The sequence below is a fragment of the Rheinheimera texasensis DSM 17496 genome (genome assembly GCF_000711985.1).
In the GTDB taxonomy this organism is placed as follows: Bacteria; Pseudomonadota; Gammaproteobacteria; order Enterobacterales; family Alteromonadaceae; genus Pararheinheimera; species Pararheinheimera texasensis.
Window position 1 is genome coordinate 1,234,989 of the sequence record NZ_JONU01000007.1, and the last position, 22,027, is coordinate 1,257,015.

General features: G+C 52.3%; 23 protein-coding genes. 9 read left to right on the plus strand and 14 right to left on the minus strand.

Annotation, left to right across the window (positions count from 1 at the left end; genetic code table 11):
* The first annotated feature begins 137 nt into the window (after positions 1 to 137).
* From Q399_RS0105740 to Q399_RS0105755, 4 genes are read left to right on the plus strand one after another with little or no spacing between them, the layout of a single operon-like run.
* On the plus strand, positions 138 to 515 hold the full coding sequence (locus tag Q399_RS0105740; protein WP_031566528.1) for a BlaI/MecI/CopY family transcriptional regulator: 378 nt from the start codon (positions 138 to 140) through the stop codon (positions 513 to 515).
* Complete coding sequence (locus Q399_RS0105745) at positions 509 to 1,924, plus strand: M23/M56 family metallopeptidase (RefSeq protein ID WP_031566530.1); 1,416 nt, start codon at positions 509 to 511, stop codon at positions 1,922 to 1,924. The genes Q399_RS0105740 and Q399_RS0105745 overlap by 7 nt, the downstream gene beginning before the upstream one ends.
* Positions 1,917 to 3,107, plus strand: a complete 1,191-nt coding sequence (locus Q399_RS0105750) for a serine hydrolase domain-containing protein (RefSeq protein ID WP_245612837.1) — start codon at positions 1,917 to 1,919, stop codon at positions 3,105 to 3,107. Before Q399_RS0105745 ends, Q399_RS0105750 begins: the two co-directional genes overlap by 8 nt.
* On the plus strand, positions 3,104 to 4,030 hold the full coding sequence (locus Q399_RS0105755; RefSeq protein ID WP_084164112.1) for an alpha/beta hydrolase: 927 nt from the start codon (positions 3,104 to 3,106) through the stop codon (positions 4,028 to 4,030). The genes Q399_RS0105750 and Q399_RS0105755 overlap by 4 nt, the downstream gene beginning before the upstream one ends.
* Positions 4,031 to 4,128: 98 nt before the next feature.
* On the opposite strand, the gene Q399_RS0105760 is transcribed toward Q399_RS0105755, so the two are convergent.
* The 7 genes from Q399_RS0105760 to ccoG form a co-directional block, all read right to left on the minus strand.
* Positions 4,129 to 4,413, minus strand: a complete 285-nt coding sequence (locus tag Q399_RS0105760; RefSeq protein ID WP_031566537.1) for a hypothetical protein — start codon at positions 4,411 to 4,413, stop codon at positions 4,129 to 4,131.
* Positions 4,414 to 4,926 (minus strand): hypothetical protein, encoded by a 513-nt coding sequence (locus tag Q399_RS0105765; protein WP_031566539.1) that lies wholly within the window; start codon positions 4,924 to 4,926, stop codon positions 4,414 to 4,416.
* A gap of 5 nt (positions 4,927 to 4,931) precedes the next feature.
* Positions 4,932 to 5,177: a hypothetical protein gene (locus Q399_RS0105770; protein ID WP_031566541.1), complete on the minus strand. Its 246-nt coding sequence runs from the start codon at positions 5,175 to 5,177 to the stop codon at positions 4,932 to 4,934.
* A 212-nt stretch (positions 5,178 to 5,389) separates the two neighbouring features.
* The gene (locus Q399_RS0105780; protein ID WP_031566545.1) at positions 5,390 to 6,037 is read right to left on the minus strand and encodes a thiol:disulfide interchange protein DsbA/DsbL; all 648 of its coding nucleotides are present in this window, start codon (positions 6,035 to 6,037) and stop codon (positions 5,390 to 5,392) included.
* A 17-nt stretch (positions 6,038 to 6,054) separates the two neighbouring features.
* Positions 6,055 to 6,693, minus strand: coding sequence for a thiol:disulfide interchange protein DsbA/DsbL (locus Q399_RS0105785; RefSeq protein WP_031566547.1), 639 nt, complete (start codon positions 6,691 to 6,693; stop codon positions 6,055 to 6,057).
* A gap of 92 nt (positions 6,694 to 6,785) precedes the next feature.
* Positions 6,786 to 7,772, minus strand: a complete 987-nt coding sequence (locus Q399_RS0105790; protein ID WP_031566549.1) for a serine/threonine protein kinase — start codon at positions 7,770 to 7,772, stop codon at positions 6,786 to 6,788.
* Positions 7,773 to 7,879: 107 nt separating this feature from the next.
* Complete coding sequence (ccoG, locus tag Q399_RS0105795; RefSeq protein WP_031566551.1) at positions 7,880 to 9,289, minus strand: cytochrome c oxidase accessory protein CcoG; 1,410 nt, start codon at positions 9,287 to 9,289, stop codon at positions 7,880 to 7,882.
* A gap of 327 nt (positions 9,290 to 9,616) precedes the next feature.
* Between ccoG and Q399_RS0105800 the strand changes: the two genes are divergently transcribed.
* Positions 9,617 to 9,976, plus strand: coding sequence for a hypothetical protein (locus tag Q399_RS0105800; protein ID WP_031566553.1), 360 nt, complete (start codon positions 9,617 to 9,619; stop codon positions 9,974 to 9,976).
* Between the two features lie 52 nt (positions 9,977 to 10,028).
* Here the strand turns inward: Q399_RS0105800 and Q399_RS0105805 are convergent, their stop codons facing one another.
* The 5 genes from Q399_RS0105805 to Q399_RS0105825 all read right to left on the minus strand — a co-directional run bounded on the left by Q399_RS0105805 (position 10,029) and on the right by Q399_RS0105825 (position 16,682).
* A complete protein-coding gene (locus tag Q399_RS0105805) occupies positions 10,029 to 10,376 on the minus strand; it encodes a ribbon-helix-helix protein, CopG family (RefSeq protein WP_084164114.1) in 348 nt (115 codons plus the stop codon).
* Positions 10,333 to 11,031 (minus strand): AAA family ATPase, encoded by a 699-nt coding sequence (locus Q399_RS0105810; protein ID WP_031566557.1) that lies wholly within the window; start codon positions 11,029 to 11,031, stop codon positions 10,333 to 10,335. Before Q399_RS0105810 ends, Q399_RS0105805 begins: the two co-directional genes overlap by 44 nt.
* Positions 11,032 to 11,166: 135 nt before the next feature.
* Positions 11,167 to 12,351 (minus strand): formate-dependent phosphoribosylglycinamide formyltransferase, encoded by a 1,185-nt coding sequence (purT, locus tag Q399_RS0105815; protein ID WP_031566559.1) that lies wholly within the window; start codon positions 12,349 to 12,351, stop codon positions 11,167 to 11,169.
* Positions 12,352 to 12,598: 247 nt separating this feature from the next.
* On the minus strand, positions 12,599 to 13,663 hold the full coding sequence (locus tag Q399_RS0105820) for a choice-of-anchor A family protein (RefSeq protein WP_031566561.1): 1,065 nt from the start codon (positions 13,661 to 13,663) through the stop codon (positions 12,599 to 12,601).
* A 247-nt stretch (positions 13,664 to 13,910) separates the two neighbouring features.
* Positions 13,911 to 16,682, minus strand: a complete 2,772-nt coding sequence (locus Q399_RS0105825; protein ID WP_084164118.1) for a tetratricopeptide repeat protein — start codon at positions 16,680 to 16,682, stop codon at positions 13,911 to 13,913.
* Between the two features lie 140 nt (positions 16,683 to 16,822).
* Between Q399_RS0105825 and Q399_RS0105830 the strand changes: the two genes are divergently transcribed.
* The 4 genes from Q399_RS0105830 to Q399_RS22515 all read left to right on the plus strand — a co-directional run bounded on the left by Q399_RS0105830 (position 16,823) and on the right by Q399_RS22515 (position 19,230).
* Positions 16,823 to 17,089: a GNAT family N-acetyltransferase gene (locus tag Q399_RS0105830; protein WP_037045571.1), complete on the plus strand. Its 267-nt coding sequence runs from the start codon at positions 16,823 to 16,825 to the stop codon at positions 17,087 to 17,089.
* 76 nt (positions 17,090 to 17,165) lie between these two features.
* The gene (locus Q399_RS0105835; protein WP_051685778.1) at positions 17,166 to 18,353 is read left to right on the plus strand and encodes a benzoate/H(+) symporter BenE family transporter; all 1,188 of its coding nucleotides are present in this window, start codon (positions 17,166 to 17,168) and stop codon (positions 18,351 to 18,353) included.
* Positions 18,353 to 18,985 (plus strand): GntR family transcriptional regulator, encoded by a 633-nt coding sequence (locus tag Q399_RS0105840; RefSeq protein WP_037045790.1) that lies wholly within the window; start codon positions 18,353 to 18,355, stop codon positions 18,983 to 18,985. Before Q399_RS0105835 ends, Q399_RS0105840 begins: the two co-directional genes overlap by 1 nt.
* Before the next feature lie 32 nt (positions 18,986 to 19,017).
* Positions 19,018 to 19,230 carry a cysteine-rich CWC family protein gene (locus tag Q399_RS22515; RefSeq protein ID WP_422784843.1) on the plus strand — a complete coding sequence of 71 codons (213 nt, stop codon included), beginning with the start codon at positions 19,018 to 19,020 and terminating at the stop codon, positions 19,228 to 19,230.
* On the opposite strand, the gene Q399_RS0105845 is transcribed toward Q399_RS22515, so the two are convergent.
* Complete coding sequence (locus Q399_RS0105845) at positions 19,162 to 19,947, minus strand: peptidylprolyl isomerase (RefSeq protein ID WP_031566574.1); 786 nt, start codon at positions 19,945 to 19,947, stop codon at positions 19,162 to 19,164. The two genes, Q399_RS22515 and Q399_RS0105845, sit on opposite strands and share 69 nt — an antisense overlap.
* A gap of 125 nt (positions 19,948 to 20,072) precedes the next feature.
* Positions 20,073 to 22,025 (minus strand): tetratricopeptide repeat protein, encoded by a 1,953-nt coding sequence (locus tag Q399_RS0105850; RefSeq protein ID WP_245612843.1) that lies wholly within the window; start codon positions 22,023 to 22,025, stop codon positions 20,073 to 20,075.
* Positions 22,026 to 22,027 lie beyond the last annotated feature (2 nt).

The following is a 22,027-nucleotide window of genomic DNA, read 5'->3' on the forward strand; positions in this document are numbered from 1 at the left end:
GTTGCCGCTGAATTTCCGGCGGTCGAGCCGACTTTTTGTCCACTTACATCATAGCTGCGACATTTGTCGCATTTTTTGCTTGCCAATCTGCGACAGTTGTCGCAGCATGACCATATCAACCATACAGAGAGTCGCTGATGCAACCGACAGCACCTGAACTCGAAATCCTGAAACTGCTCTGGCAACAACAGCCGCAAACCGGCCGTGAGCTGCACGATCAACTGGCGGACGTGCTGGACTGGAGCTATTCGTCCACCCGCAAAACACTGGAGCGCATGGTCGACAAAGGTCTGCTGCAGCTGGTGCAGCAGGGTAATCAGAACAGCTATGCTGCGCTGGTGGCCAAAGTGCCGACGCTGGCCGCACTGGCGCAGGATTTCGCCAGCCGGGTGCTGGAACTGAAGCAACCGCTGCCGCTGGCGATGTTTGCCGACAGTGCCTTGTTAAGTGCTGAGGACTTGCAGGCGCTGGAGCAACAGCTGCAACAGCTGGAGCGGGGAGACGAGCCATGCTGAATCTGTTAATGCTGCTATTTTGCTGGGTTTTGTGGACCTCACTGTTGGCTGGCTTGTTACAGCTTGGCCGGCATTACTCGCAGCGGCTGATAGCGGCGACGACGCTGGCACCGCTGTTGCTGCTGGTATCCGTGCTGCCTTTTTTGCCCTGGCCTGAACGAGGCGCAGTCCTGCCGGCATTGTGGCTGATGCCGCATGATCACGGCATTAGCCCGTTACTGGCATTACCGACCCATCCGGCCTGGCTGGAGCAACAACCGCTGCAGGCCTGGTTGCCGGAATTAGTCTTTTGGCTGCTGGCGGCCGGTTGCGTGCTCTCCTCCGTGCTGATGGCGCGGCAATGGCAGTTATGGCGACGTCTGCATCAATGGTCGTTGCCGTTACCGGCACAGCGTCTGGCCGCTGTCGTCGCGGTGGACCCGGCATTACAGGCGGCACTTGAGCGTCAGCCGTTGCAACTGCGGCAATTGCCGCATGGCGGCAGCCCTTTTGTCAGCGGTATCACGCATAGCACTTTGTGGCTGCCGGACTGGTTCTGGCATTTACCTGCCGGCCAGCAGCGGCTGTTGTTATGGCATGAACTGAAACATCTGCAGCGGCGTGACCCGCTATGGCTGTTGAGCTGGCGGCTGCTCTGCGCCCTGTGCTGGTTTAATCCGGCGCTGCGACTGCTGGAGCGACATTACCATGCGGCGATGGAACATGCCGTTGACCACTGGGTACTGCGCCAACATCCGGCTCAGCGCAGCACCTATGCCCGCACTTTGCTTGCGGTGATCCGCGCGCAGCAACAGGCGGTTCAGTCCAGGCTTTGGCTGCAGGCCAATGCCGGTACAGGCCCGGCGCAAGTATTACAACAACGGCTGCAGCAAATTTTACAGCCCACGCAGTTGTTGTCCGGCCGGCAGTTCGGTGTTTTAGCCCTTGCCTTGATGAGCCTGAGTGTACCGGCGCTGGCGCTGAAAACTGAGCTGACTGGTCTGGCGCCACAGCATTGGCTGCCGCCGCTGCAGCAGGGCCGGGTCGGCTCCTGGTTTGGAGAAGTGCACAGTTTCCGCCAGGGCAAACCGCATGGCGGGCTCGATTTTATTGCACCCCGTGGCACACCGGTACTGACTGTTGCCGCTGGCCGGGTACTGCTCAGTGGCAGCGACAGCCTGCACCCGAACCTCGGGAATGTGGTGTTGATAGACCACGGTGGTGGTTATCAGTCAATGTACGCCCATCTCGACGCTGTCACAGTGCAGCCCGGCCAGCAGTTGCAGGCTGGTCAGTCAGTCGGCACTTTGGGCAATAGCGGCCGCACTACAGGGCCACATCTGCATCTGGAACTGATCCAGGCCGGCAAGCGGATCAATCCGGCAACCTTACTGCCTTTAAACATGATGCCAGGAGTCACGGGTGAATAAGTTGTACCGTTTTTTCTGTTTTTTGCCACTGGCAGCCTGCTGTGGTTTTGCTGCTGCCGGTCAGGCGCTGGCGGCTGCCGATCCGGCGCTTTCGGCGCAATTTCAGCAGCAGTTTAACGCGCAGCTGCAAAGCGCCAAAGTGCCGGGCGGTGCTTATGCCATCGTGTATCAGGATCGGGTGCTGGCGCTTGGCAGCTATGGTGTGCGCGCTGTCGGCGAGCAAGCGCGGGTCAATCCGGACACTGTGTTTCGCCTTGCGTCTGTGTCGAAAACCTTCGCCGGCAATTTGCTGGTGCAGCTGTCACAGCAGGGCCGGCTTGATTTGCAGCAACCGCTGAAAGCTTATGTCCCTGAATTACATTTGAAAAATGCGCAGATCGAGCAGCAGGTCAATGTCGAAAGTGTGTTGTCACAAGGCTCTGGTTTTTGGGCTCATGCGTTTGAAGATTTGATTGAAGCCAACAAAACGCCGGCAGAAATTTTGCCGCGACTGGCAGAATTGGCGCCGGTCTGCCCGCCGCGCCGCTGTTACAGCTACCAGAATGTGTTGTTTGGTCTGCTCGGGCGGGCGGCTGAACAGTCCACCGGCAAATCTTATGAAAGTCTGGTGACTGAGCGGATGTTCAGCCCGTTGCAGATGCATAACGCCTCATATGGCCTGGCCGGTCTGCTGGCCAGCCGCAATAAAGCGCTGCCGCATGAAAGGGGCGGCAAAGGCTGGCGGACGGTCAAACCCAAACCAAATTTTTATCGCTTCCCGGCCGCGGCCGGGGTCAATGCCAGCGCACGTGACTTGTCGAAGTATCTGATTGCGATGCTGGGTCACCGCCCGGAAGTGTTCTCGCCGGCGCTACTCAGTCAATTGCAACAGCCGCTGGTGAAAATGCCGGGCAAACCGCGTTGGCCGGTCTGGCAGCAATATCGTAATGCCACGGCCTGGTATGGACGCGGCTGGCGCATGGTGCAGTACGGCGACGACCGGCTGTATTACCACGCTGGCGTAGTCGACGGTTACCGGCCTTATATCGCTTATTCGCCATCGACAGGTTACGGCCTGGTGCTGCTGACCAATGCCGAAGCGGATGTCACCGGCAAACTGGCAGGCTGGTTCTGGCAGCAGGTATTACCAGGGCCACAATTGGCGAAACAAAAGCAGGGGACTGCAAAAAAGGGGGCTAAATGACCAGGAACTACCGGATGGGACTGATGCAGTTGTGGGGAAAAATCGTCGTGTTGCTGTTGTTGTCAGGTGTTGGTTTTCGCTGTCTGGCGGAGATTAAGCCTGTGACATTAACGGGCACCACAGTGTATGAACTGAGTTTTCAGGGCCGCACTTACCCGGTGTGGGTGGATGTGCCAAAGTCTTATAGCAGTAACAAGCAAGATTACCCTTTACTGCTGGTGACCGACGCGCCTTATGCCTTTCCGCTGATCCGCAGTATCCGTAACCGGGTTGGCCAGCAGGGCCGGAATATCGAAGATTTTATTTTGGTTGGATTGGCTTATCCGGCCACGGATACTCCGGCTGCCAGCCGCAGCCGCGATTACACCACCTCTGATGTGAAAGCGCGTCCGCCCAGAGCCGGTGAAAACTTTGATCAGCCGGCCTATGGTAATGCACCGGCCTTTACCCGGTTCATCGCGACGCAGGTATTGCCACTGCTGCAGCAACACTACCGGCTGGATCGCCAGCGGCAGATTTATCTGGGTCATTCTTATGGTGCTTTGCTGGGCACTTATATGTTGTTGCATCAACCGCAGTTATTCAGTCATTACGTGCTGAGTAGTCCGTCGTATTGGTTTGATCAAGGCAAGCTGCTGTCCGAAGCACCGGCCTTACTCCGGGCGCTCCCGGCGGGGGCCGCTGCCAGAGTTTGGTTGTACAGCGGTGGTTTTGAACAGCCGGGGCCAACGGCCCGGCACTACAAAAACACCAATCTGGTTGGCGATATGCAGCGGTTTGAGCAAATGCTGCGTCCGGTCAAAGGTTTACAGGTAAAATCAGCGGTGCTGGACGGCGAAGATCATTTAACGGTGTTTCCGCCGATGGTGACCCGCGTTATGCTGGATATTCTGCCTGGTCATGGGCCATATACCAGCGGATAGATGTTAAGAGTATATAAAAAAAGCAGCGGATCACCCGCTGCAAAGGTTGGTTTTACAGTGCATCCTTGCTCAGAATGGTCGTTGCTCAAAGGCCGATTTTACCGGCCCAGATGTAATCGTCTGCGCGCCAAAGCTTCCTGCTCATAATCTTCCATGTACTGCGCCAGATCATTTTTCCAGCGTTCGTTCTCATCTGCCAAATCGAGATGAGCCCGCGCTTCAATATGGTCTTTGCGTACCAGCAAATCATGCGCACGCTGCTGTAATTCACTGGCCACTTCTGCGTAGATTTGCGGTTCGCCGCTTAGGGCAAGCAGTTTTCTATGTGCAATGATTGCCAGAAAGACCATAAAGACACTTATCAGTATCAGCACAAATGACATCTAACCCTCCTTGTACATCAACGCGGCCTTGCGGAAATCCTGCAGCCAGAAGTAACAAATCAGCGGGATCAGACCGATATTAATGGTCGGAATACTGACCTGATAGATCATGGCAAAAGCACTGCTGTTGAGAGTGGCCCGGTCAATAAAATCCAGAGCCTGAACCACAGTCAGCATGACGTAGGCCAGAGAGACTGTAATTGCAACATTTGATGCCCGGATCTTGTGCGACAGATGAAATTTCAGTATCAGGCCAATACAAATCACGTTTAACCCCATCCAGCAACCATACCAGGCAAACTTGTACTGCAAACCAACTTGCGAAGCTAAAGTCAGTAGTTCCGGCAGAATCAAACTAGCCATACCCTTGCACAAGCACAAAACAAGCAGTGCTACAGTGGCTGAACTCATTCTCTTTTCAATAAAGAAAATCACCAGAAAAAGTACGATGTACATGATGCTGGTAACATCTTCGAATGATTTCAGCAGCTCGAATATTTGCTCGTTCAGCATAAAAATTAGTCTTTAACTGGCTTAGCCGGCGGCTCGTCTGGTGGTCTTATTCCGCCACCGTTCATTGGCGTGATCGGTTCATCGACAATCGACTGCTCAAATAACTTCTGTGCTTCTGAGCTGATAGACACTGAATCAGCAGTCGCCGTTGCGCTGGCTTGTGGGGTTAGTTTGGCGGCAGCCGGTGCTGCAGCCGTCGAAACATAGGCACTGGCGATAGTGCTGTTTCGTTGGATACTCAAATCGGTCATGGAATATACCCTGGCTTATATTGCTCGGTTAATCCGGTCTGATACTGCTTACCGGTTACCCAGACTATAAGTGGATAAAAACATCAAAAACAATCAGTTGAAGCTGTTGGTGCTGGCAATATTCTTGATAAAAACTTGATATTTTAATGTGGCTAAGATTTTTCCATAAAAAAGCCGGTTCAACACCGGCTTCGTCAGGCAGAATGACAAGGTTATTTTTTGTTAGCCAGATAAGCCAGCAAATCAATCAGCTCCTGCTCGGCGTTCTCTTTATCGAGGCCATCGAATTTCACTTTATATTTGCCGTTGACCAACAGCATAGGGACGCCGGTCAGTACTTTTTTCTCTGTCCAATAGCTTTGCTGTTCTTTCATTTTGCTGGCTTCAGCCAGTACAGGCATACTGTTAAAGCCATTGTCAAAAGTTGCAGCGTCAAAATTATTGACCAGTAATAACGAGCGGATATCGCTGTCTGAGCCAAAATTCGCACGTTGTTTATGGATGTAATCAAAGATCATCCCGGCGACTTCTTCACCTTTGCCAGCATTGCGGCCAACCAGATAAGCTCTTGCCATACTGTTTTGCACTTCAGGTGGGCTTGCCTGCAGGAAATCAACGTGGTTTTTTTCGAACTTCACGCCTTTCGGCAGGCTTTTTGCCAGTTTGTTGGCCAAAGGTTCAAAGGCAAAACAATGACCGCAATAAAACGAGAAGAACTCGGTTACCACCGGAGTTGCGGTGGCTTTTTCAGCTACGACTTCATAATGTTTGCCTTCGGTGAAGGTGGAGGCCGCCTGACTGAAAGCAGCTGCGGCAAGCCCGGCACAGAATAAAAAGGATTTGGCGATCTGACGGTACATAACAAGACTCCGTGTGCTTATGGTTTGCTGAGCAGGTACTGGACTAAGGCCTTGAAATCCTGCTCAGTGTTGGCTTGATCCAGCCCCTGATTGATGATTTTGTAACGGCCGTTGACGATAAATGTAGGTACTGAATCCAATACTTTGGTTTTAGACGCATCAGCCTGACTTTTTTGCATCAGTTTAGTTTGTGATTTCACCACAAAGCTATTGATATCTTTGTCATACATGGCGGCATCCAGGCCTGCTGCAACAACTACTGCTTTAATGTCGTCAGCTGTGGCAAATGGCTGATGTTTCACATGAATATGTTCAAAAATCGCTTTGCTGACTTCGTCCCCTTTACCTTTGGCTTTGGCCAGAATCATCGCCTGTGTCAGACCAGCCTGAATTTCCTGACTGGCTTGTCCCATAAAATCGACATGATATTTCTTAAACGCTGTGCCTTCCGGCAGAGACTTTTCCAGGCTTTTGACGATGGGATCAAACGAAAAACAATGTGGGCAATAAAATGAGAAATACTCTTTAACTTCAGGTTTAGCAGTGCCCTGTTCGGCGATCACTTTGTAATGCTTGCCTTCTTCATATGGGCCGCCAACCGCCATGGCTGCTGGCACCAGACAAAACGCGAATAAAAACGACAACAGTTTTTTCATAGCAATTTCCAGTTAATCCGTTGAAAAGTCTTTGATGGCGCACAGCTTACACTGAAGCAATTTCCGCTGTATAGAGCTGGTGACCGCAGGTCTCAGTAATAGTCCGGATACAGATTGATAGCCGGCTGCTGCAAGCGTTGTTGCTGCAGCTTTAACTGCGCCAGCTGCTGTCGCCAGTAGTCTTCCGTCGCAAACCAGGGGAAATGCAACGGAAACGCCGGATCTGCCCAGCGTTTGGCCAGCCATAGCATATACAGTACTTGCCGGCGGCAACGCAGCGGTTCAATCAGCGCCAGTTCAGACTGGTTAAAATCAGTAAAGTTCTGATATTGCTCGGCAAGAATTTCAAGCTGGATGCGCTGTTCCATCTCATCACCGCTTAACAACATCCACCAGTCTTGTACAGCTGGCCCTTGCAGGCAGTCATCAAAATCGAGCAGAAATAGCCGCTGATCAGTCAGAATATTACCGGCATGACAATCGCCATGCAGTCGGATTGGGTTGAATTCAGGTAATTGCAGCTGGCGGATGCTCTGCAGTAACTCAGCCGTCACTAAAGCAAAAGATTCGTGCAGGCTGGCCGGCAACAGGGGGCAGCGTAGCAGTTCCGGGACCGCCTGCTGCAGATCGGCTTCGATATTCAGCTGTGGCCTGTGCCGGAAAACCTGGCCGGCACCGGTTTGATGCATTTGCCCTAATAAATTGCCAAGTTGTTCCCAGTGTTCATCCTGTTCTGCGCTGAACGCGCGGCCACCTTTGCTGGGAAATACGGCAAAAGAGTATTGCTGATACTGCAGCAGGCCCTGACCATCGAACTGCAAGGGCGCAATAATATCAAGCCCGGCTTGCTGTAAATCGAAGCAGAACTGATGTTCCTCGTTGATTTGTGCTGCAGTCCAGCGCTCTGGCCGGTAAAACTTCACTACATACTTTTTTTGGTCTTCAGCCCTGAACTGATAGACACGGTTTTCATAGCTATTCAGCGCTAGTAAGCCGCTCTCTGGCAGGATGCGATAGCTTTGCAGGGCATCCAATAAAGTTTCGGGTTGTAACTGAGCGAAATGGAAATGAGCAGACATCAGTGCGCACCGGCGGCAGAAGGTATTGATGGCCTATGATACCGCGCCGGCCCCGGTAGCGTAAAAACAAAAAGCCGCCCGCAGGCGGCTTTGGTCAGCAATGACACTTAACGCGCTGAGAAGAAATTACTGCGTTGTGACAGTTTCACTTCAGCATCTGCAACGTTTTCGATGCTGAATTCAATATCGGTCATCGGTTTAGACAAGTCCGCCGGATCTGCCGCCAGACTGATCGGCACACTGGCAGTGTCGCCACCTTTGATAGTGACTTCGGTGATACCGAGCCAGTTCACTTTGTCCATACCGGTGAAGCTAAGCTTAAAGGTTTGTTCCTGCTGAGATTTATTAATAATTTTCAGCGTGTAGGTGTTTTCGATCAAGCCTTCGTCGGTTTCACGGAACAAGCTGCCGCGGTCGCGCACGACGTCCATTTCGGCCGGCATCCGGGTCCATAAGGTCCAGCCAAAAGCGCTGCAGACCACCAGCAGCACAACAAAGTAACCCAACAGTTTAGGCCGGACTACTTTGGTCGGTTTGCCATTCAGACTGTGTTCTGTGGTGTAACTGATTAAGCCTTTGGCATAGCCCATTTTATCCATCGTATCGTCACAGGCATCGATACAGGCGCCGCAGTTGATACATTCGTACTGCAGACCATTACGGATATCTATGCCGGTCGGACAGACATGTACACAGAGGTTGCAGTCGATACAGTCACCCAGGCCTTTGACTTTGTATTCAGTATCTTTGCGTGAGCGTGGACCGCGGTTTTCACCCCGTGCCGCATCGTAAGTTACAGTAAAGGTATCTTTGTCGAACATAGCGGACTGGAAGCGGGCGTAGGGGCAAATGTGGGTACACATGATTTCACGCATCCAGCCGGCGTTACCATAAGTACAAAACATAAAAATCAGCACAAAAACGACGGACCAGAAGCTGGCCTGCGCGGTAAAAAAATCGATAAACAGCTGGTCAATCGGCGTGAAATAGCCGACGAAGATCAAAGAAGTCAGCAGTGAAAATGCCAGCCAGGCAAAATGCGTCAGGCCTTTTTTCAACACTTTCTGCCCGCTCCATGGGTCTTTATCCAGTTTCATCCGCTGATTGCGGTTGCCCTGAATTTTTTCTTCAAACCAGATAAAAATAAAAGTCCAGACCGTCTGCGGACACAGGTAACCACACCAGACCCGGCCATAAAACGTGGTGACAAAAAACAGTGCATAAGCGCCAATCACGAAGATCCAGGCCATGATGGTGAAATCCTGTGGCCACAGCGTCATCGCAAAGATATTGAACTTCTGTTCATCCAAATCAAATAATACCGCCTGATGTCCTTCAAACTGCAGCCACGGCAGCAGAAAAAACATCGCCATAAACACAAAACCCATATTACGGCGCAAACGTTGGTGCAACCCTTTGACTGCCCGGACATAAATCCGGTCACGCGACGGATAATGTTCCGGCGCTTTGGGGTTATGCGTGTCAACTTTGACCGGAATTCGTTGTTGTTGGTCCAAGGGGTACCTCGTTAATGCTGAATGTGCTGCAGTGACAGTCGGGCAGGATTGCGAGTATAGCAGTTCCGGTCCGCGGCTTGTCCAAAGGCCATGTCGTTTTTATGGTTTTTGTAACCTATGCCTGGACATCTATTATACCCTTAGCAATATGCGGACCATTTGATATAGCTCAGTATTTCAATAGCCTGCAATCAGATTTAGCTCAGGGTGTTGCTGGTGTTGACACGTTGATGAGTCGTAAGTGTCAATGACGTTGACAATTGTGCTTTGCCTGTTGTCAGCCTGATTGATCTGCGTAGAATAGGGAAAGAATCAAGTGGAGGCAGTATGAAAAAAACCTTGTGGCTGATTGTCGCAATTTTATTGTTAGCGACTTTTTCTGACCATCCAACAATTAAGCCTTATAAGGAACAGCTGTATTCTCTGTTTTCTGAGCGAGCAAGTCAGGCGAGTCAGGTGCATGGTGAACAGGTGCTGCGGACTATCAGTGCACGTTTTGCGACGTTTTCCGGTGAATTGGGACAGAAACAGCAAGAAGAATTAAAACGGATCACCAGTGATAAGGCCGAATTATTGGCGTTTTATCAGGCTTATTGCGTGGAAAAACAATTTAATCCGTTGTTTTTTGGCAGTACACAGGGCCGGATCTGCGATGTCATCGCTGAATTCGAACGCGGCATGCGCTAGTTCAGTCTTGTGATGTAAGAAAATCAGCGGCTGGAGCCGCTGATTCGCCTGCTTATTCGACTTTTTTCACCACCACGGCATGACCGCTTTGCAGCACCGCACTTTGATTGTGTGCGTCGACATTTAAAATCAACTGACGGATTAATTTGGATTTTGAGACTCCGGTTTCCTGACTCAGCTGGTTAAGTATTTCGATCGCTTCTTCGCTCAAAGTAAAAGTGGCATGTCGCATCGGGCCTTTATTAATTAAAGGCTCCAGTTCATCGCCGGCAACCTTACGGACACTGACGATTTGCGGTTTACCCATCGCATAGTTTTCAGCGTCGGCAATAAATTCATCGACTGAAAAAGCGAGCTTATTCGATCGTGTTGAATTTTTTTTCAGATCGGTCAATGCCATCTTCTTGTATCGCCTTCATTGCCATTAATTCTTGAATGATGTCTTTGATTTCAGTCGCGGCCTTACCATCCGGCTCTGTATCCATCACTGACATACCTTTTTCTTCACTGTCGTCGTAGATGTTGCGGCTGAAAGTGACTGAATTCAGTACCCGCAGATTAAACGATCGTACGACGTCTTTGGCTTCGAGAATTCGGTTGCTTTGATTGGGTAACGATGGGCATTGGGTCAGGACACAAGCAACAATCATGTCAGGGTTGACCACATTACAGTTGCTGACCAGGTCTTCCAGATGTTCAAGCGTTTTCAGGTCGCGGCGTTTCGGACGCAGTGGCAGTAACACGTGTGAAGCGACTGACATTGCTGAACGCAGCGCGACGCTGTCCTGACCACCACAGTCGACGATCACATAATCGTAGTGATGTTCCAGGCTCTTTAATTCGTAACGGATTTTCCCATACATTTGTACGCAGTTGATCCACTGGACCTGGGGCGACAAGTGACGCTCCTGAACCCAGTCAGATGTGGTGCGTTGCGGGTCACAATCGACCAGGATGACATTGGCATTTTTCAGGCTGGAAAAATACACTGCGATATTCTGCGCCAGACAGCTTTTGCCACTGCCGCCTTTTTCACCACCAACTAACAAAATCATGGAGCTTCCCTCTTAGTCGCGACCAAAACAATTCAGCACTGCTTTTGCAGAACTGCAGGTTGTGCAGACCGCCCCGGAACAGGCAGTCCATTCATAGTGTAGGAGACTTCAGCACAATCAGCCACAGCCTGATGATCAGAGACTGACTTTGACCTGCGCTACAGCCTGCAAAGCCTTATCAACGGCCTGTTGCACGGAATCACCCAGTGCCAGCGCTACGCCAAGCCGGCGTTCACCTTGAACTTCTGGTTTGCCAAACAAACGGATTTCAGTGTCTGGTTCGGTTAATGCTGCAGCCAGATTGCCGTATTGCATTTGCTGCGAATGCCCCGCCACCAGCAAGACTGCAGAAGCCGCAGGCCCATATTGGCGAATGACCGGGACCGGCAGACCAAGAATGGCTCGCGCATGCAATGCAAACTCAGATAAATTCTGCGAAATTAACGTGACCATGCCGGTATCGTGTGGTCTTGGCGAGACTTCACTGAACCAGACGTCGTCACCTTTAACAAAGAGTTCGACACCAAACAATCCCCGACCGCCCAGCGCTGCTGTAATGCGGCCGGCATAGTCGCGCGCTTTAGTTAAAGCAGCTTCTGACATCGCCTGTGGTTGCCACGACTCACGATAATCGCCGCGCTCCTGCCGGTGACCAATAGGGTCGCAAAACTGCGTCTGGCCGTCGGCCGTCCGCACGGTCAACAGGGTGATTTCATAGTCAAAATCGACAAAACCTTCGACAATGACACGGCCCTTGCCGGCGCGGCCACCTTCCTGCGCATATTGCCAGGCATGGGACAGGTCGTTCGGGCTTTTCAGCACAGACTGGCCTTTGCCGGAGGAGGACATGATAGGTTTCACTACGCAGGGATAACCAATTTCTGCGACTGCTGCAAGGTAACTCGGGTGATCATCAGCAAAGCGATAACGCGATGTTGGCAGGGCCAGCTCTTCAGCGGCCAGTCGGCGGATACCTTCCCGGTTCATCGTCAGGTGAGCGGCGCGTGCGCTTGGGATCACACAAAAGCCTTCTTGTTCGAGTTCAAGCAAGGTCGCAGTGGCGATGGCTTCGATTTCCGGCACAATGAAATTTGGTTTCTCCCGGATCACCAGTTGGCGGAGTGCGGCACCGTCGAGCATCGAAATCACATAATGGCGGTCCGCCACCTGCATGGCCGGCGCATTGGGGTAGCGGTCTGCGGCTATGACTTCGCAGCCATAACGTTTTAATTCCAGGCAAACTTCTTTTCCGAGTTCACCACAGCCCAACAGCAATACTTTGGTGCTGCTGGCGCTGCCGGGAGTTCCAATTGTGGGCATCAGCGGTCTCTTTTTCCGGTAACGGCGGTTCGCCGTTGTTCATCGCTTCAGATTACTGATCAGGTTAGGTTTTTCAACCATTATTCCGGCGAATAGCGTTATTTTGCTGAGAGTTGGTCAAAACACAGGCCCGGTTTTAAAAAACCATGGGCAGCATTGGTGAAAAACACGAACTGGCGGGCGCCGTGACGTAACTTGCGGCATAAAAAAACGGACCCGTGGGTCCGTCTCTGCTGGAGTATAAAAATCAGGCAGTTTGTAGCTGTAGCTGCGGCAGCAAGGTTGTACGGCGGCGTAGCCAAAATAACGCCGGCACTAATAACAGCAGGGCGACCGGGCTTGGTGCACTGACACTGTTGTTTCCGCCCGGCGGGATGTCCAGCGGTGCCCAGTTGACCTGCTGATTGCCGCTCCATGACTTCGCCATCACCTGACCCCAAATCACGCCCCATTCTGTTGAAATGGCCGCTTTAGGCGCCAGTATCGAACCATAGACTGAAGACGAAATACGCAGGTCATTGATGCCGTTGAAATTAAAGAGTACATGGTTGGCGATGGCCGAACTGTTGCTGTTTAGATCGCCGACTTCATAACGTACTTGGGTCAGTGACAGACAGTTGGTTTGGCCGGCCGCGCATTTTTCTTGCGGTGTCCAGTTTTTCGCTGGCGTGCCGTTTGGATTGCTAACGTTAAACACCACCAACGCGTCTTTACTGATACTGCTGTTATCCACGCGGATGGTGTGGAAAGTATTCAGGTCGTCCTGCGTGATATTAAATACGTAGACATTGTCTGCGGTGGCTTTGGCCGGCGTAAACACCAACACACCGTCCTGAGTATTCCGGTTGATTCCGACTGCAGGGGTTGTTTTGGCTGCCAGTTGATCGGACAGCGCATTGAGCTGAGTAAAAGCGCTGTTGAAGTCCACTGTCGCTGGTGCTTTGGTCGTGCTCGCAGCACCAACACCACCACCGGTCACGCTATAGCTGCCGCCATAAACCAGCTCGCCAAGGCGGGTATTGCCGGCGCCATCATAGACGTTCAGATGACCAGAACCGGATTTGACCACATTGCCGCCGACAACGACTGTTGCAGCGGCACTGCTGTTGACGTAACCAAAGTCATAACCGCCATTGACCTGCAAATTACCGCCGATGGCTGCCGCACCTTCGGTGTCTGACGAGCTTGCGCTGAAGTTTTCTTTAACGAATACGTTGTAATTGGCAGCCTGGCCCAGGCTGATACTACCGGCCTGACTAGCCACACTGAACAGGCTGGCTGCAACCAACCCCAAAACTAAAGCTAACTTCATTGCAGACTCCTGCATGTGCTGAAAATTTGCGCAATGATAGCGGATTAGCCTGTTTTTGACAACGCTGTCTTTTTGAATTTTTCATGAATGGCAGATATATAAAATTTATCTTGAAATAATTATTCTTAATCAATGTGTTAGGTGGAGCGTACTGTTAGAGAGTTTCGAGAATTACTGTTAGTTTTTCGTATATAACCGGGTGAAAACAGAGTTCCTGAAGCAGAAACTCTGTAACTGAGATATTTTCCTAATATTTCAACAATTGCTGCAACAGCTGTTGTTCCGATGTCCTGAGTTCACGGCCACTCAGGGCACTGAGGATCGCTTTGGCCTCTGCAGTTCGTTTGAGCTGCAGTAACGCGGCAGCAATATGCAATTGCAGTAAAGCTGCTTGCGGCTGCCGGATCTCGGCTTCGCGTAGCACGCCGAGGCCCTTTTCAGCCTGGCCGGCTTTGACCAGCGCATAGCCGTACGTATCGAGGATATCGGCTTGTTCCGGCATAGACAGGTGCGCTTTTTCCGCCCATTGCAGTGCTTGTTGTGGATCCGTATCAAACAGCAACACCGCCAGGTTATTTTGCAAAATGGCCTGGGTCGCTAATAACGGACTTTGTTGGTAGACGGCACGGGCTTGCTCGGGAGCGCCGGTTTGCTCAAGCTGTTCAGCCAGTGCCAGAGTGGCGCTGAGGTCCGCTGGGTGTTGCTGCAACCAATTTCGTAACAACTGCTGCACCACGGCCGGCTGGTCGCGCTGCGCCTGCAGCAACAGTAACAAATGTTGTTGCGCACCAGATTGACGGAACAGTGGGGTGAGGATTTCTACTGCGGCCTTATTTTGGCCTTGTGCCAGATAAAAATGGGCTTTGAGTTCAGCCACTGCCGGCTGATTCGCCTGACGGCTTTCCAGCTTTTGCAATTGGCGCAAGCCGTCGGCATAACGCTGCTCCAGTAACGCCAACCGGGCCTGCAACAGGCTGAGCTGGATTTCATCGCTATCCAGGGCCTGCAGGCGGTTCAGGGTTTTCTTGGCGCCGTTGCTGTCTTTAGCGCTTAATTGCAGGTCGGCAAGGTCGCGCAGCCGCCAGGGTTGATCGTACCAAAGCCCATAGAGAATTTCGTTCAGACGCTGCGCTTCCGCCTGGTTTTGTTGCTTTAGTGCCAGCCGGGCTTTAGCAAAATACAAATCTGCGCTGATGTCGGTCTGTTCTGTCAGTTGTTCGGCCAGAGTTTTGGCTTCAGCTAATGCGTTGGTTTGTAAATACAATTCCATTAACGCCATGCGGGCTGGCACCAGCTTGCCGTCCTGTTGGTCCAGCTGTTGTAAATAATGGATTGCCTCGGTGGCTTTCCCCAGCCGCAGCGCGGCGTCAGCCATCAGTTGCAGTACCAGTGAGTCGGTCGCATCTTTTTGCAGCAAGGTCTGGTAGGACTGCATGGCTCCTTTCCAGTCCTGTTGTTGCAGCGCGAGACTAGCCATGGATAACAGGCTGGGTTTGTAGGACGCGTCCAAAGTCAGCGCCTGTTGGTAAAACTGCCGGGCCAGGGCCGCATCACCAGATTTGGCGGCGACATCGCCGGCCAGCTGGAAAATCTCCACTTTGGACTGATCAGCCTTGAGTAAATCAGCTGCAGTTTGCTGCGCATCGCCCAGTAAACCTTGTTCCAGCTGCAGATAACCCAGCACAACTAAATCAGCTTGCTGATTATGTCCGGGTTGCTCGCTTAGCACTTGCCGGGCCTTGGCGCTTTGCTGATTGCGCAGCAGGCTTTGGATATAAGCTTTACGCACTTCACTTTGTTGCGGAAAAGCCTGGAAAGCTGTTTGCAGCACCGTCATTTCTGCCGCTGCGTCCTGTTGGGCGCGGGCAATGGCGGCAGCGAGTAAATAAAGCTGGAAATCCGCCGGATTGAGTTTGATGGCCTGCTGACTGAAACCCGCTGCGGTTTTGGCATCGTTTAGTTGCAGATAACTTTGTGCCAACAACTGATGCACCTGGTAATTGGCCGGATAAAGCTTCAGCGCCCGGCGCAGCTTTAAAATGGCTTGTTCAAATTTTTCCTGGCTGAAATCCATGGTTGCCGCCAACAACAACACATCTTCCTGCTCCTTGGCGTCTTCCGGCAGATTGTTCAGCTGCATTTGCACCTGACGTAGCATGCGGTTTTGTTCTTTGTCATCGCCCTGCAGACCAACCAACGCTGCATGGATCAACTGGCCATAAGGGTTGTAGGGGAATTTCTCCCTGTACAACACAATGCTTTGCAGCGCCTCGGCTAATTTACCCTGTTGCTGTAACACCCGGGCTTTGCCGAGCAATGCGATTGGATCGTTTTGGTCTTTGCTCAGCAGTTGCTGATAAATGCGCAGTGCCAAATCTGGCTGTTGCTGGACCAGATGTAATTGTGCCTGAAGGTACTGCGCTTTAGTCGCAAAGCTACCATCCGGGCGAATAGCCTGTAGCAATGGCGGGATCTGCGAGAATTGCTGCTGATTTAAGCGTAATTCGGCAAACTGGAAGCGGATTTCGTCGGCAAGGTCTTGGTCGGCCTGTGCCAGCGCCTGTTGATACAAGGTGGCTGCTTCATCGTATTTGTATTGAAGCTTCAGCAAGTTCGCTTGCATCAGCTGATAAGCGGGCCGAACTTTCAGTGTCGGGTGTTGCTCAAGCAAAAACGCAGTTTCAGCAGTTTTCTGTTGTGCCAGTAAGGCCCGCAACAAATCGTAAATCAGTGGTTCGACCGCAGCACCGCCATCGAGTGCAAGCTGTAATTCCTTTTCTGCACTGCTCCAGTTTCCGGCTTTGAGCAGAACCTGACCCAGCATCAGCCGGGCGGGCAGATAGGCCGGGTTTTGCTGCAGACTGTTGCGCAGCTCCAGTTCCGCTTCACGCCATTGTGCCTGCTGACTGTATTGCCGGGCTTTTTCATAATAAGCTGACGCGGTATCCGCCGCGAATACCGGCTGCGCGCCTAACGCGCACACAGCAACTAACACAGAAAGCACAGGCAGTTTCATCATTTATCCTTCGGGCCGGCGTGGATGTAGCCAGCGAGCGGTCACAGAGCGGTCAGAATGCCGCCACTTTAAATGATAGCGTTGTCATGCGTAAAGCTTGTCTGAATTTCAGTAACAGAGATGAATAACCCGGAGGAGTAGTGATGCAGGTGCAACACCAGATAGAGCAATGTTGTTTTATTTATCAGGCCGAAGGCGCCGAAGCGCGGCTGGAATACCGGCTGTTTCAGGTGGAAGGACAGTCGGCGGTGGATTTTTATCATACTTTTGTGCCGCCAGAATTTCGGGGGCAGGGCATTGCAGCATTGTTAACTAAGGTTGCGCTCGAATGGGCCCGTCATCAACAGCTAAAGATTTACGCCAGTTGCAGTTATGTCGCCCGTCACTTGGAGGCCGCAGGAAAAAACTAAAAATGTATACAAAATTATTTTGTGTATACATTTAATGCTATGCTGCTGACAAATCAAACAGTGCAGGTCGGGCAGCATGACAGCGTCAGCACAGCAGAGCGGTGGAAATATCGCAGGGTGGAGCAGTTCACATTGGGTCGCAGGTTTTGTCGCGGTGTTAGTTGGATTTGCCAGCTCTGTTGCCATTGTGTTTCAGGCAGCTGCAGCTGCAGGTGCCAATGCTGCGCAAATCGCCAGCTGGATTGGGATTTTGGGTTTTGCCATGGGGGTGACCTGCATCGGCTTTTCCTGGTACTTCAAAGCGCCGGTACTGACGGCCTGGTCAACGCCAGGTGCGGCGCTGCTCGCCACCAGCCTCAGTGGCTACAGTCTGGCTGAAGCGGTCGGCGTTTTTATGTTCAGTGCCTTGCTGACTTTGCTAATTGGGCTGTCTGGCTGGTTTGACCGCTTCAGTAAAGTGCTGCCGCTGCCTTTGGCCAATGCCATGCTGGCCGGGATTTTACTGCAGTTTGGCCTGGGTATCTTCCGCTACTTGCCACAAGCGCCTGTGCTGGTGATTGGGTTGGTGCTGCTGTTTGTACTGAGTCGGCGTTTTATTGCCCGATACAGTATTCCGCTGGTATTGCTGGCCGGAGTGATCTGCACGTTGCTACGCGGCGAATGGTCGGTGCAGCAGTTGCAGCCTTCGTTGGTGCAACTGGAATGGGTTTGGCCCGAGTTCCACTGGCAGGCGTTATTAGGCGTTGGACTGCCACTGTTTATCGTCACGATGTCGTCACAAAACCTGCCGGGGCTGGCAGTTCTGCGTAGTCAGGGTTATCAGACGCCGGTGTCGCCGTTATTAACTGTGACTGGTTTGCTGACCTTGATCACCGCGCCTTTTGGCAATTTCTCAATTAACCTCGCGGCTATTACTGCTGCGATTTGTAGCGGGCCTGAAGCGCATCCGGAGCCGGCATCACGTTATCGCGCCGGCATTGCCGCCGGAGTGTTTTATCTGCTGACTGGCCTTGCTGGTTCAACCATAGTGGCATTATTTCTGGCCTTTCCTCCGGCATTGGTGGCGGTAGTCGCCGGGCTGGCGTTATTGGTGACTATCGCCGGCAACTTGTCGGTAGTGACTGCCGAGGGCCCTTATCGCGAAGCTGCAATGCTGACCTTTTTGCTAACCGCATCTGGCGTCAGCTTTTTTGGTATCGCGTCGGCTTTCTGGGGGCTGGTGTTGGGATTGGTGGTGTTATTGCTGCAAAAATGGCGGGCCTGATGCAAAAAGCTGATCTGTATCTGCAACTGCGGGACGACATTCGCCGCCGGCGCTGGCCGGCAGGCCGGGCACTGAAACAACAAGAGTTGGCAGACTATTATCAGACCAGCCGTATTCCGGTAAGGGACGCAATGTCGCGGTTGGCTGCTGAAGGCTGGCTGGTCAGCGCCGGTAAAGCCAGTCTGATGGTGCCGCCTTTATCGGCCACCGAAGCGCAGGAACTTTGCTTGATCCGCAGTCAGCTGGAACCTTTAGCGCTGCGTCAGGCATTGCCGCAGCTGAATCAGGCGATTTTGGGCGCTGCCGAAGATTGTCTGAATGCGGCCGACGCCGCCGCAAATGATCCACTATTACAGGGTGAATTGAACTGGCAGTTCCATCAGCTGTTGTATCAACCTTGCGCCATGCCAATGTTGCTGCAATTGCTGCAGCAATTGCATCTGAAAGTCGCGATGTACCTGGGGTTTCAGCAAGTAGAGCTGGGTTATGGTAAGAAAAGTGCGGCAGAACATCGTGCGCTGTTACAGCATTTGCGTGAGGGGCGTCATCAGGCCGCATTAGACTTGTTGCAACAGCATATCAGCGCTGCGGCCAACGCGTTGCAGCTGCATCTGCAGCATCGTGGAGGTTAAAAAAGATGGCAGAGGACATCTTGAATGCCCTGATGTGCCCGCGTTGTGGCGGAAACAACAGTTGCGGTTTTGCTCTGGGGCAGGCGAATTGCTGGTGTATGCAATTACCGCCGATACAAACTGAACAGGCCGCGGTCACTGCAGCGGCCTGCTTTTGCCAGAACTGTCTGACCGAATTAACGGCGACGGGCCCAGCCGAGCAAAGCGGTGAAGCCCAGCAATATAAACCCGAAAGCACCACCTGAACTGCTGTCACCACTGTTTTGCTGTTGCAAAATCGCGGTATTGGCCTTTGGATTCAGGCTGGCCGCGCTGTTAACTTCGCTATTGACCACGCTGATGCTTTCAATCAGCACCAGATTCTCCTGCGTCACCGCACGCTGCGCTGTCGCGTCGGCACTGGTGTAATTGCGCAGTGGCACACCGTTGAAACTGGCGTTGAGCTTATTCGGCAGTGCGGCAATAGCATCAATCACTTCCATGCCATTGCCCGTCACCTGACCAAACACGGTAAAACCGGCGTTTTGTAAATCGAGCTGCGGATTGCCGCCGCTGTTATCCGCCAGATTGATAAACCATTGATTGGTCGCACTATGTGGGTCGCCGGCGACTTTGGCCATCGCAATAGTTGCCCGAACATTGGACCATTTGGGTTCGTTGCGGATCGGCGCTTGTTGTGCGACAGCACTGAAAGGCGCGGCATTATTGCCGCTGTATTTAAAACCACCGCCCTGGATCACAAAGCCGGGTTCGCTGCGGTGGATAAAGGTGCCGTTATAGCTGCCCGCTTTGACATAACTGAGGAAGTTAGTGACGGTCACCGGCGTAGATTGATCAAACAGGTTGACTTCAAAGTCGCCAAGACTGGTTTTCACCAGTACCACTGTGGCCAGTGCAGGCTGGGAAAGTAAAACAGTGCTCAACAGGGCTGCGATTGGCAACGGGCGATAAATTTTAGGCATGACGAGACTCCGGATTGAATTAAGCAAAAGCTTAACTGAGCCAGGATGACCATCGCGAGCAGCATTACATTTAGTGACGAATTGACTACAGAATATTGTAAAGCGCCGGGTGTTTGTGACCGGCGTTATTTTGATGGCTGAGTCGTCAGCTGTTGCCAGTTTTCCAGATAATAGCGGGCTTTCGGATGTTCCTGCGCCTGTTCAAAATACTGCCGTGCTTTGACCAGATCGCGACTGACCTGCTGCCCTTCAAAATACAACAAGCCCAGATAATAACTGGCACTGACACTGCCCTTACTGGCTGCCTGTTGCAGTAGCTCGACCGCTTTAACCGGATCCTCTGGAGTGCCTTTGCCAAACAGATATAACAAACCCAGCCGGTTCAGCGCCGGCGCATAACCCTGTTCGGCGCCAAAACTATAAAACCGCATAGCTGCGGCAGGGTCAGCGCTAATGCCTTCCCCGTCATCCAGCATTACACCCACATGGAAAGCACAGGCCGCAATACCCTGGCGGGTACACAAATATAACCAGCGGCTGGCTTGCAGCGGGTCGGCTTTGACGAATTCGCCATCGCGGTACAAGTTGCCAAGTCGCAGCATGGCGCGGGCAAAAAAGCGCTCTGCAGCTTGTTGGTAATAATAATTGGCTGGCTGGCTGTCGTCAGCGAACCAGCGCCGCTCCAGGCCATAGCCATATAAATAAAAGGCTTCCGGGTGATAAGAAAGCATCGCCTGTCGCAGCAGTTGCTGTGCCTGCTGGCGTTCAGCTTCGTTAAGCTCCGGCTGTTGCATCAAATCCGACACATATAAATAAGCGGCGGTTGTGCTGCCTTGTTCTGCCAGTTGCTTTAGCTGTGCTGTAGCTTTGGCCGCTGGCAGCTGCTGATGTTCAAGTTGCGCCAGAATGGCAAAACTGGCGGCATCCGGATGGCCGGCTTTCGCCGCCGTCTGTAATTGCGCAACAGCAGTAGTGGTGTCGCGTGGGGTCAGTTTACCTTGCAGCAGATAACGGGCCAGCTGTACTTCTGCCACACCGGGCCCGGCTCTTTCGTTGATATAAGCTTGCAGTTCAGTCACAGCTAGCTGATGTTTACCTGCGATCAGTGTCTTAAAATGCAGGAAATGTAACAGTTGCAATGCCGGGATATAGTCCTGGTCTGCGGCATCTGTCAGCCAGCCCAAACACTGTGCTTTGCTGGTTTTTAAGTGCAGTGTTGGCTGAAAACACCATTCCGCCAGTGTGACTTTGGCTTGCAGCGAGCCTCGTGCCACCGCTTTGAGTAGCAAAGCCTCGGCTTCTGCAATGTTTTTTTCTTCCATCAGCGCGATTGCCAGCGGCACCATCATCGCCGGGTTGTTGTTGGCGCCTTCGGGCAACAGTTCTTTGCGCCAGCCATCGACCAGCCCGACAAACGGAAAAGGCAGGCCGTCGATGGCATGCAGATATCGCTGATTTTCGAAAAATACCGTTTTCAGGCGGTTGTCGGCCGGGTCGTAGACATGTACTTCATAGTGCATGCTGTTGCCGGACGCTGTCAGTACGGCATGGTAATCCTGGGTTTGCATACCCAGCAGGCTGAGCAATTCATGCGCGTCGGCAAAGGTATTAATGCGCCAGGCTGAATAACTGGCTTTGCCATTGCCACTGCGCAAAATACCGTCTCGCAAATAACTCTGATAAGCCTGCAGCGCTTTGAATTCGCTATGCTGCTGATGCTCCTGATAACAGTTCATCGCCAGCCGGTAAAACGCCAGATTCAGCAGGTTTTGTTGTTGCCATTGCCGCCAGGGCAGGCTCAGGCACTGACCGATATCGGTCTGCATCAGCTGCTGTTGCATGGCGCGCCAGTCGATGGCGCTTTGCTGGACCTGGCCTGATGCTAAAAAGCTCTGGTACAACGCTTCATAGGGCGGCAGGTCATTAACCGGCGGTAACTGTGCTGCAGTTCTGGCATACAGCTGGCCAGCGGCCGGTAATGCATTGACCGGCTGACCCGGTTGATGAGGTATCTGCTGACATCCTGCCAGTAATAAACAGCAACAACACAACAGGGCAATGGCTTGCCAGCGGATCATAT

Coding starts and splice junctions, on each gene's coding strand:
- Q399_RS0105740 (WP_031566528.1), top strand. CDS start 138: ATGCAACCGACAGCACCTGAACTCGAAATCCTGAAACTGCTCTGGCAA.
- Q399_RS0105745 (WP_031566530.1), top strand. CDS start 509: ATGCTGAATCTGTTAATGCTGCTATTTTGCTGGGTTTTGTGGACCTCA.
- Q399_RS0105755 (WP_084164112.1), top strand. CDS start 3,104: ATGACCAGGAACTACCGGATGGGACTGATGCAGTTGTGGGGAAAAATC.
- Q399_RS0105760 (WP_031566537.1), bottom strand. CDS start 4,413: ATGTCATTTGTGCTGATACTGATAAGTGTCTTTATGGTCTTTCTGGCA.
- Q399_RS0105765 (WP_031566539.1), bottom strand. CDS start 4,926: ATGCTGAACGAGCAAATATTCGAGCTGCTGAAATCATTCGAAGATGTT.
- Q399_RS0105770 (WP_031566541.1), bottom strand. CDS start 5,177: ATGACCGATTTGAGTATCCAACGAAACAGCACTATCGCCAGTGCCTAT.
- Q399_RS0105780 (WP_031566545.1), bottom strand. CDS start 6,037: ATGTACCGTCAGATCGCCAAATCCTTTTTATTCTGTGCCGGGCTTGCC.
- Q399_RS0105785 (WP_031566547.1), bottom strand. CDS start 6,693: ATGAAAAAACTGTTGTCGTTTTTATTCGCGTTTTGTCTGGTGCCAGCA.
- Q399_RS0105790 (WP_031566549.1), bottom strand. CDS start 7,772: ATGTCTGCTCATTTCCATTTCGCTCAGTTACAACCCGAAACTTTATTG.
- Q399_RS0105800 (WP_031566553.1), top strand. CDS start 9,617: ATGAAAAAAACCTTGTGGCTGATTGTCGCAATTTTATTGTTAGCGACT.
- Q399_RS0105805 (WP_084164114.1), bottom strand. CDS start 10,376: ATGGCATTGACCGATCTGAAAAAAAATTCAACACGATCGAATAAGCTC.
- Q399_RS0105810 (WP_031566557.1), bottom strand. CDS start 11,031: ATGATTTTGTTAGTTGGTGGTGAAAAAGGCGGCAGTGGCAAAAGCTGT.
- purT (WP_031566559.1), bottom strand. CDS start 12,351: ATGCCCACAATTGGAACTCCCGGCAGCGCCAGCAGCACCAAAGTATTG.
- Q399_RS0105820 (WP_031566561.1), bottom strand. CDS start 13,663: ATGAAGTTAGCTTTAGTTTTGGGGTTGGTTGCAGCCAGCCTGTTCAGT.
- Q399_RS0105825 (WP_084164118.1), bottom strand. CDS start 16,682: ATGATGAAACTGCCTGTGCTTTCTGTGTTAGTTGCTGTGTGCGCGTTA.
- Q399_RS0105830 (WP_037045571.1), top strand. CDS start 16,823: ATGCAGGTGCAACACCAGATAGAGCAATGTTGTTTTATTTATCAGGCC.
- Q399_RS0105835 (WP_051685778.1), top strand. CDS start 17,166: ATGACAGCGTCAGCACAGCAGAGCGGTGGAAATATCGCAGGGTGGAGC.
- Q399_RS0105840 (WP_037045790.1), top strand. CDS start 18,353: ATGCAAAAAGCTGATCTGTATCTGCAACTGCGGGACGACATTCGCCGC.
- Q399_RS22515 (WP_422784843.1), top strand. CDS start 19,018: ATGTGCCCGCGTTGTGGCGGAAACAACAGTTGCGGTTTTGCTCTGGGG.
- Q399_RS0105845 (WP_031566574.1), bottom strand. CDS start 19,947: ATGCCTAAAATTTATCGCCCGTTGCCAATCGCAGCCCTGTTGAGCACT.
- Q399_RS0105850 (WP_245612843.1), bottom strand. CDS start 22,025: ATGATCCGCTGGCAAGCCATTGCCCTGTTGTGTTGTTGCTGTTTATTA.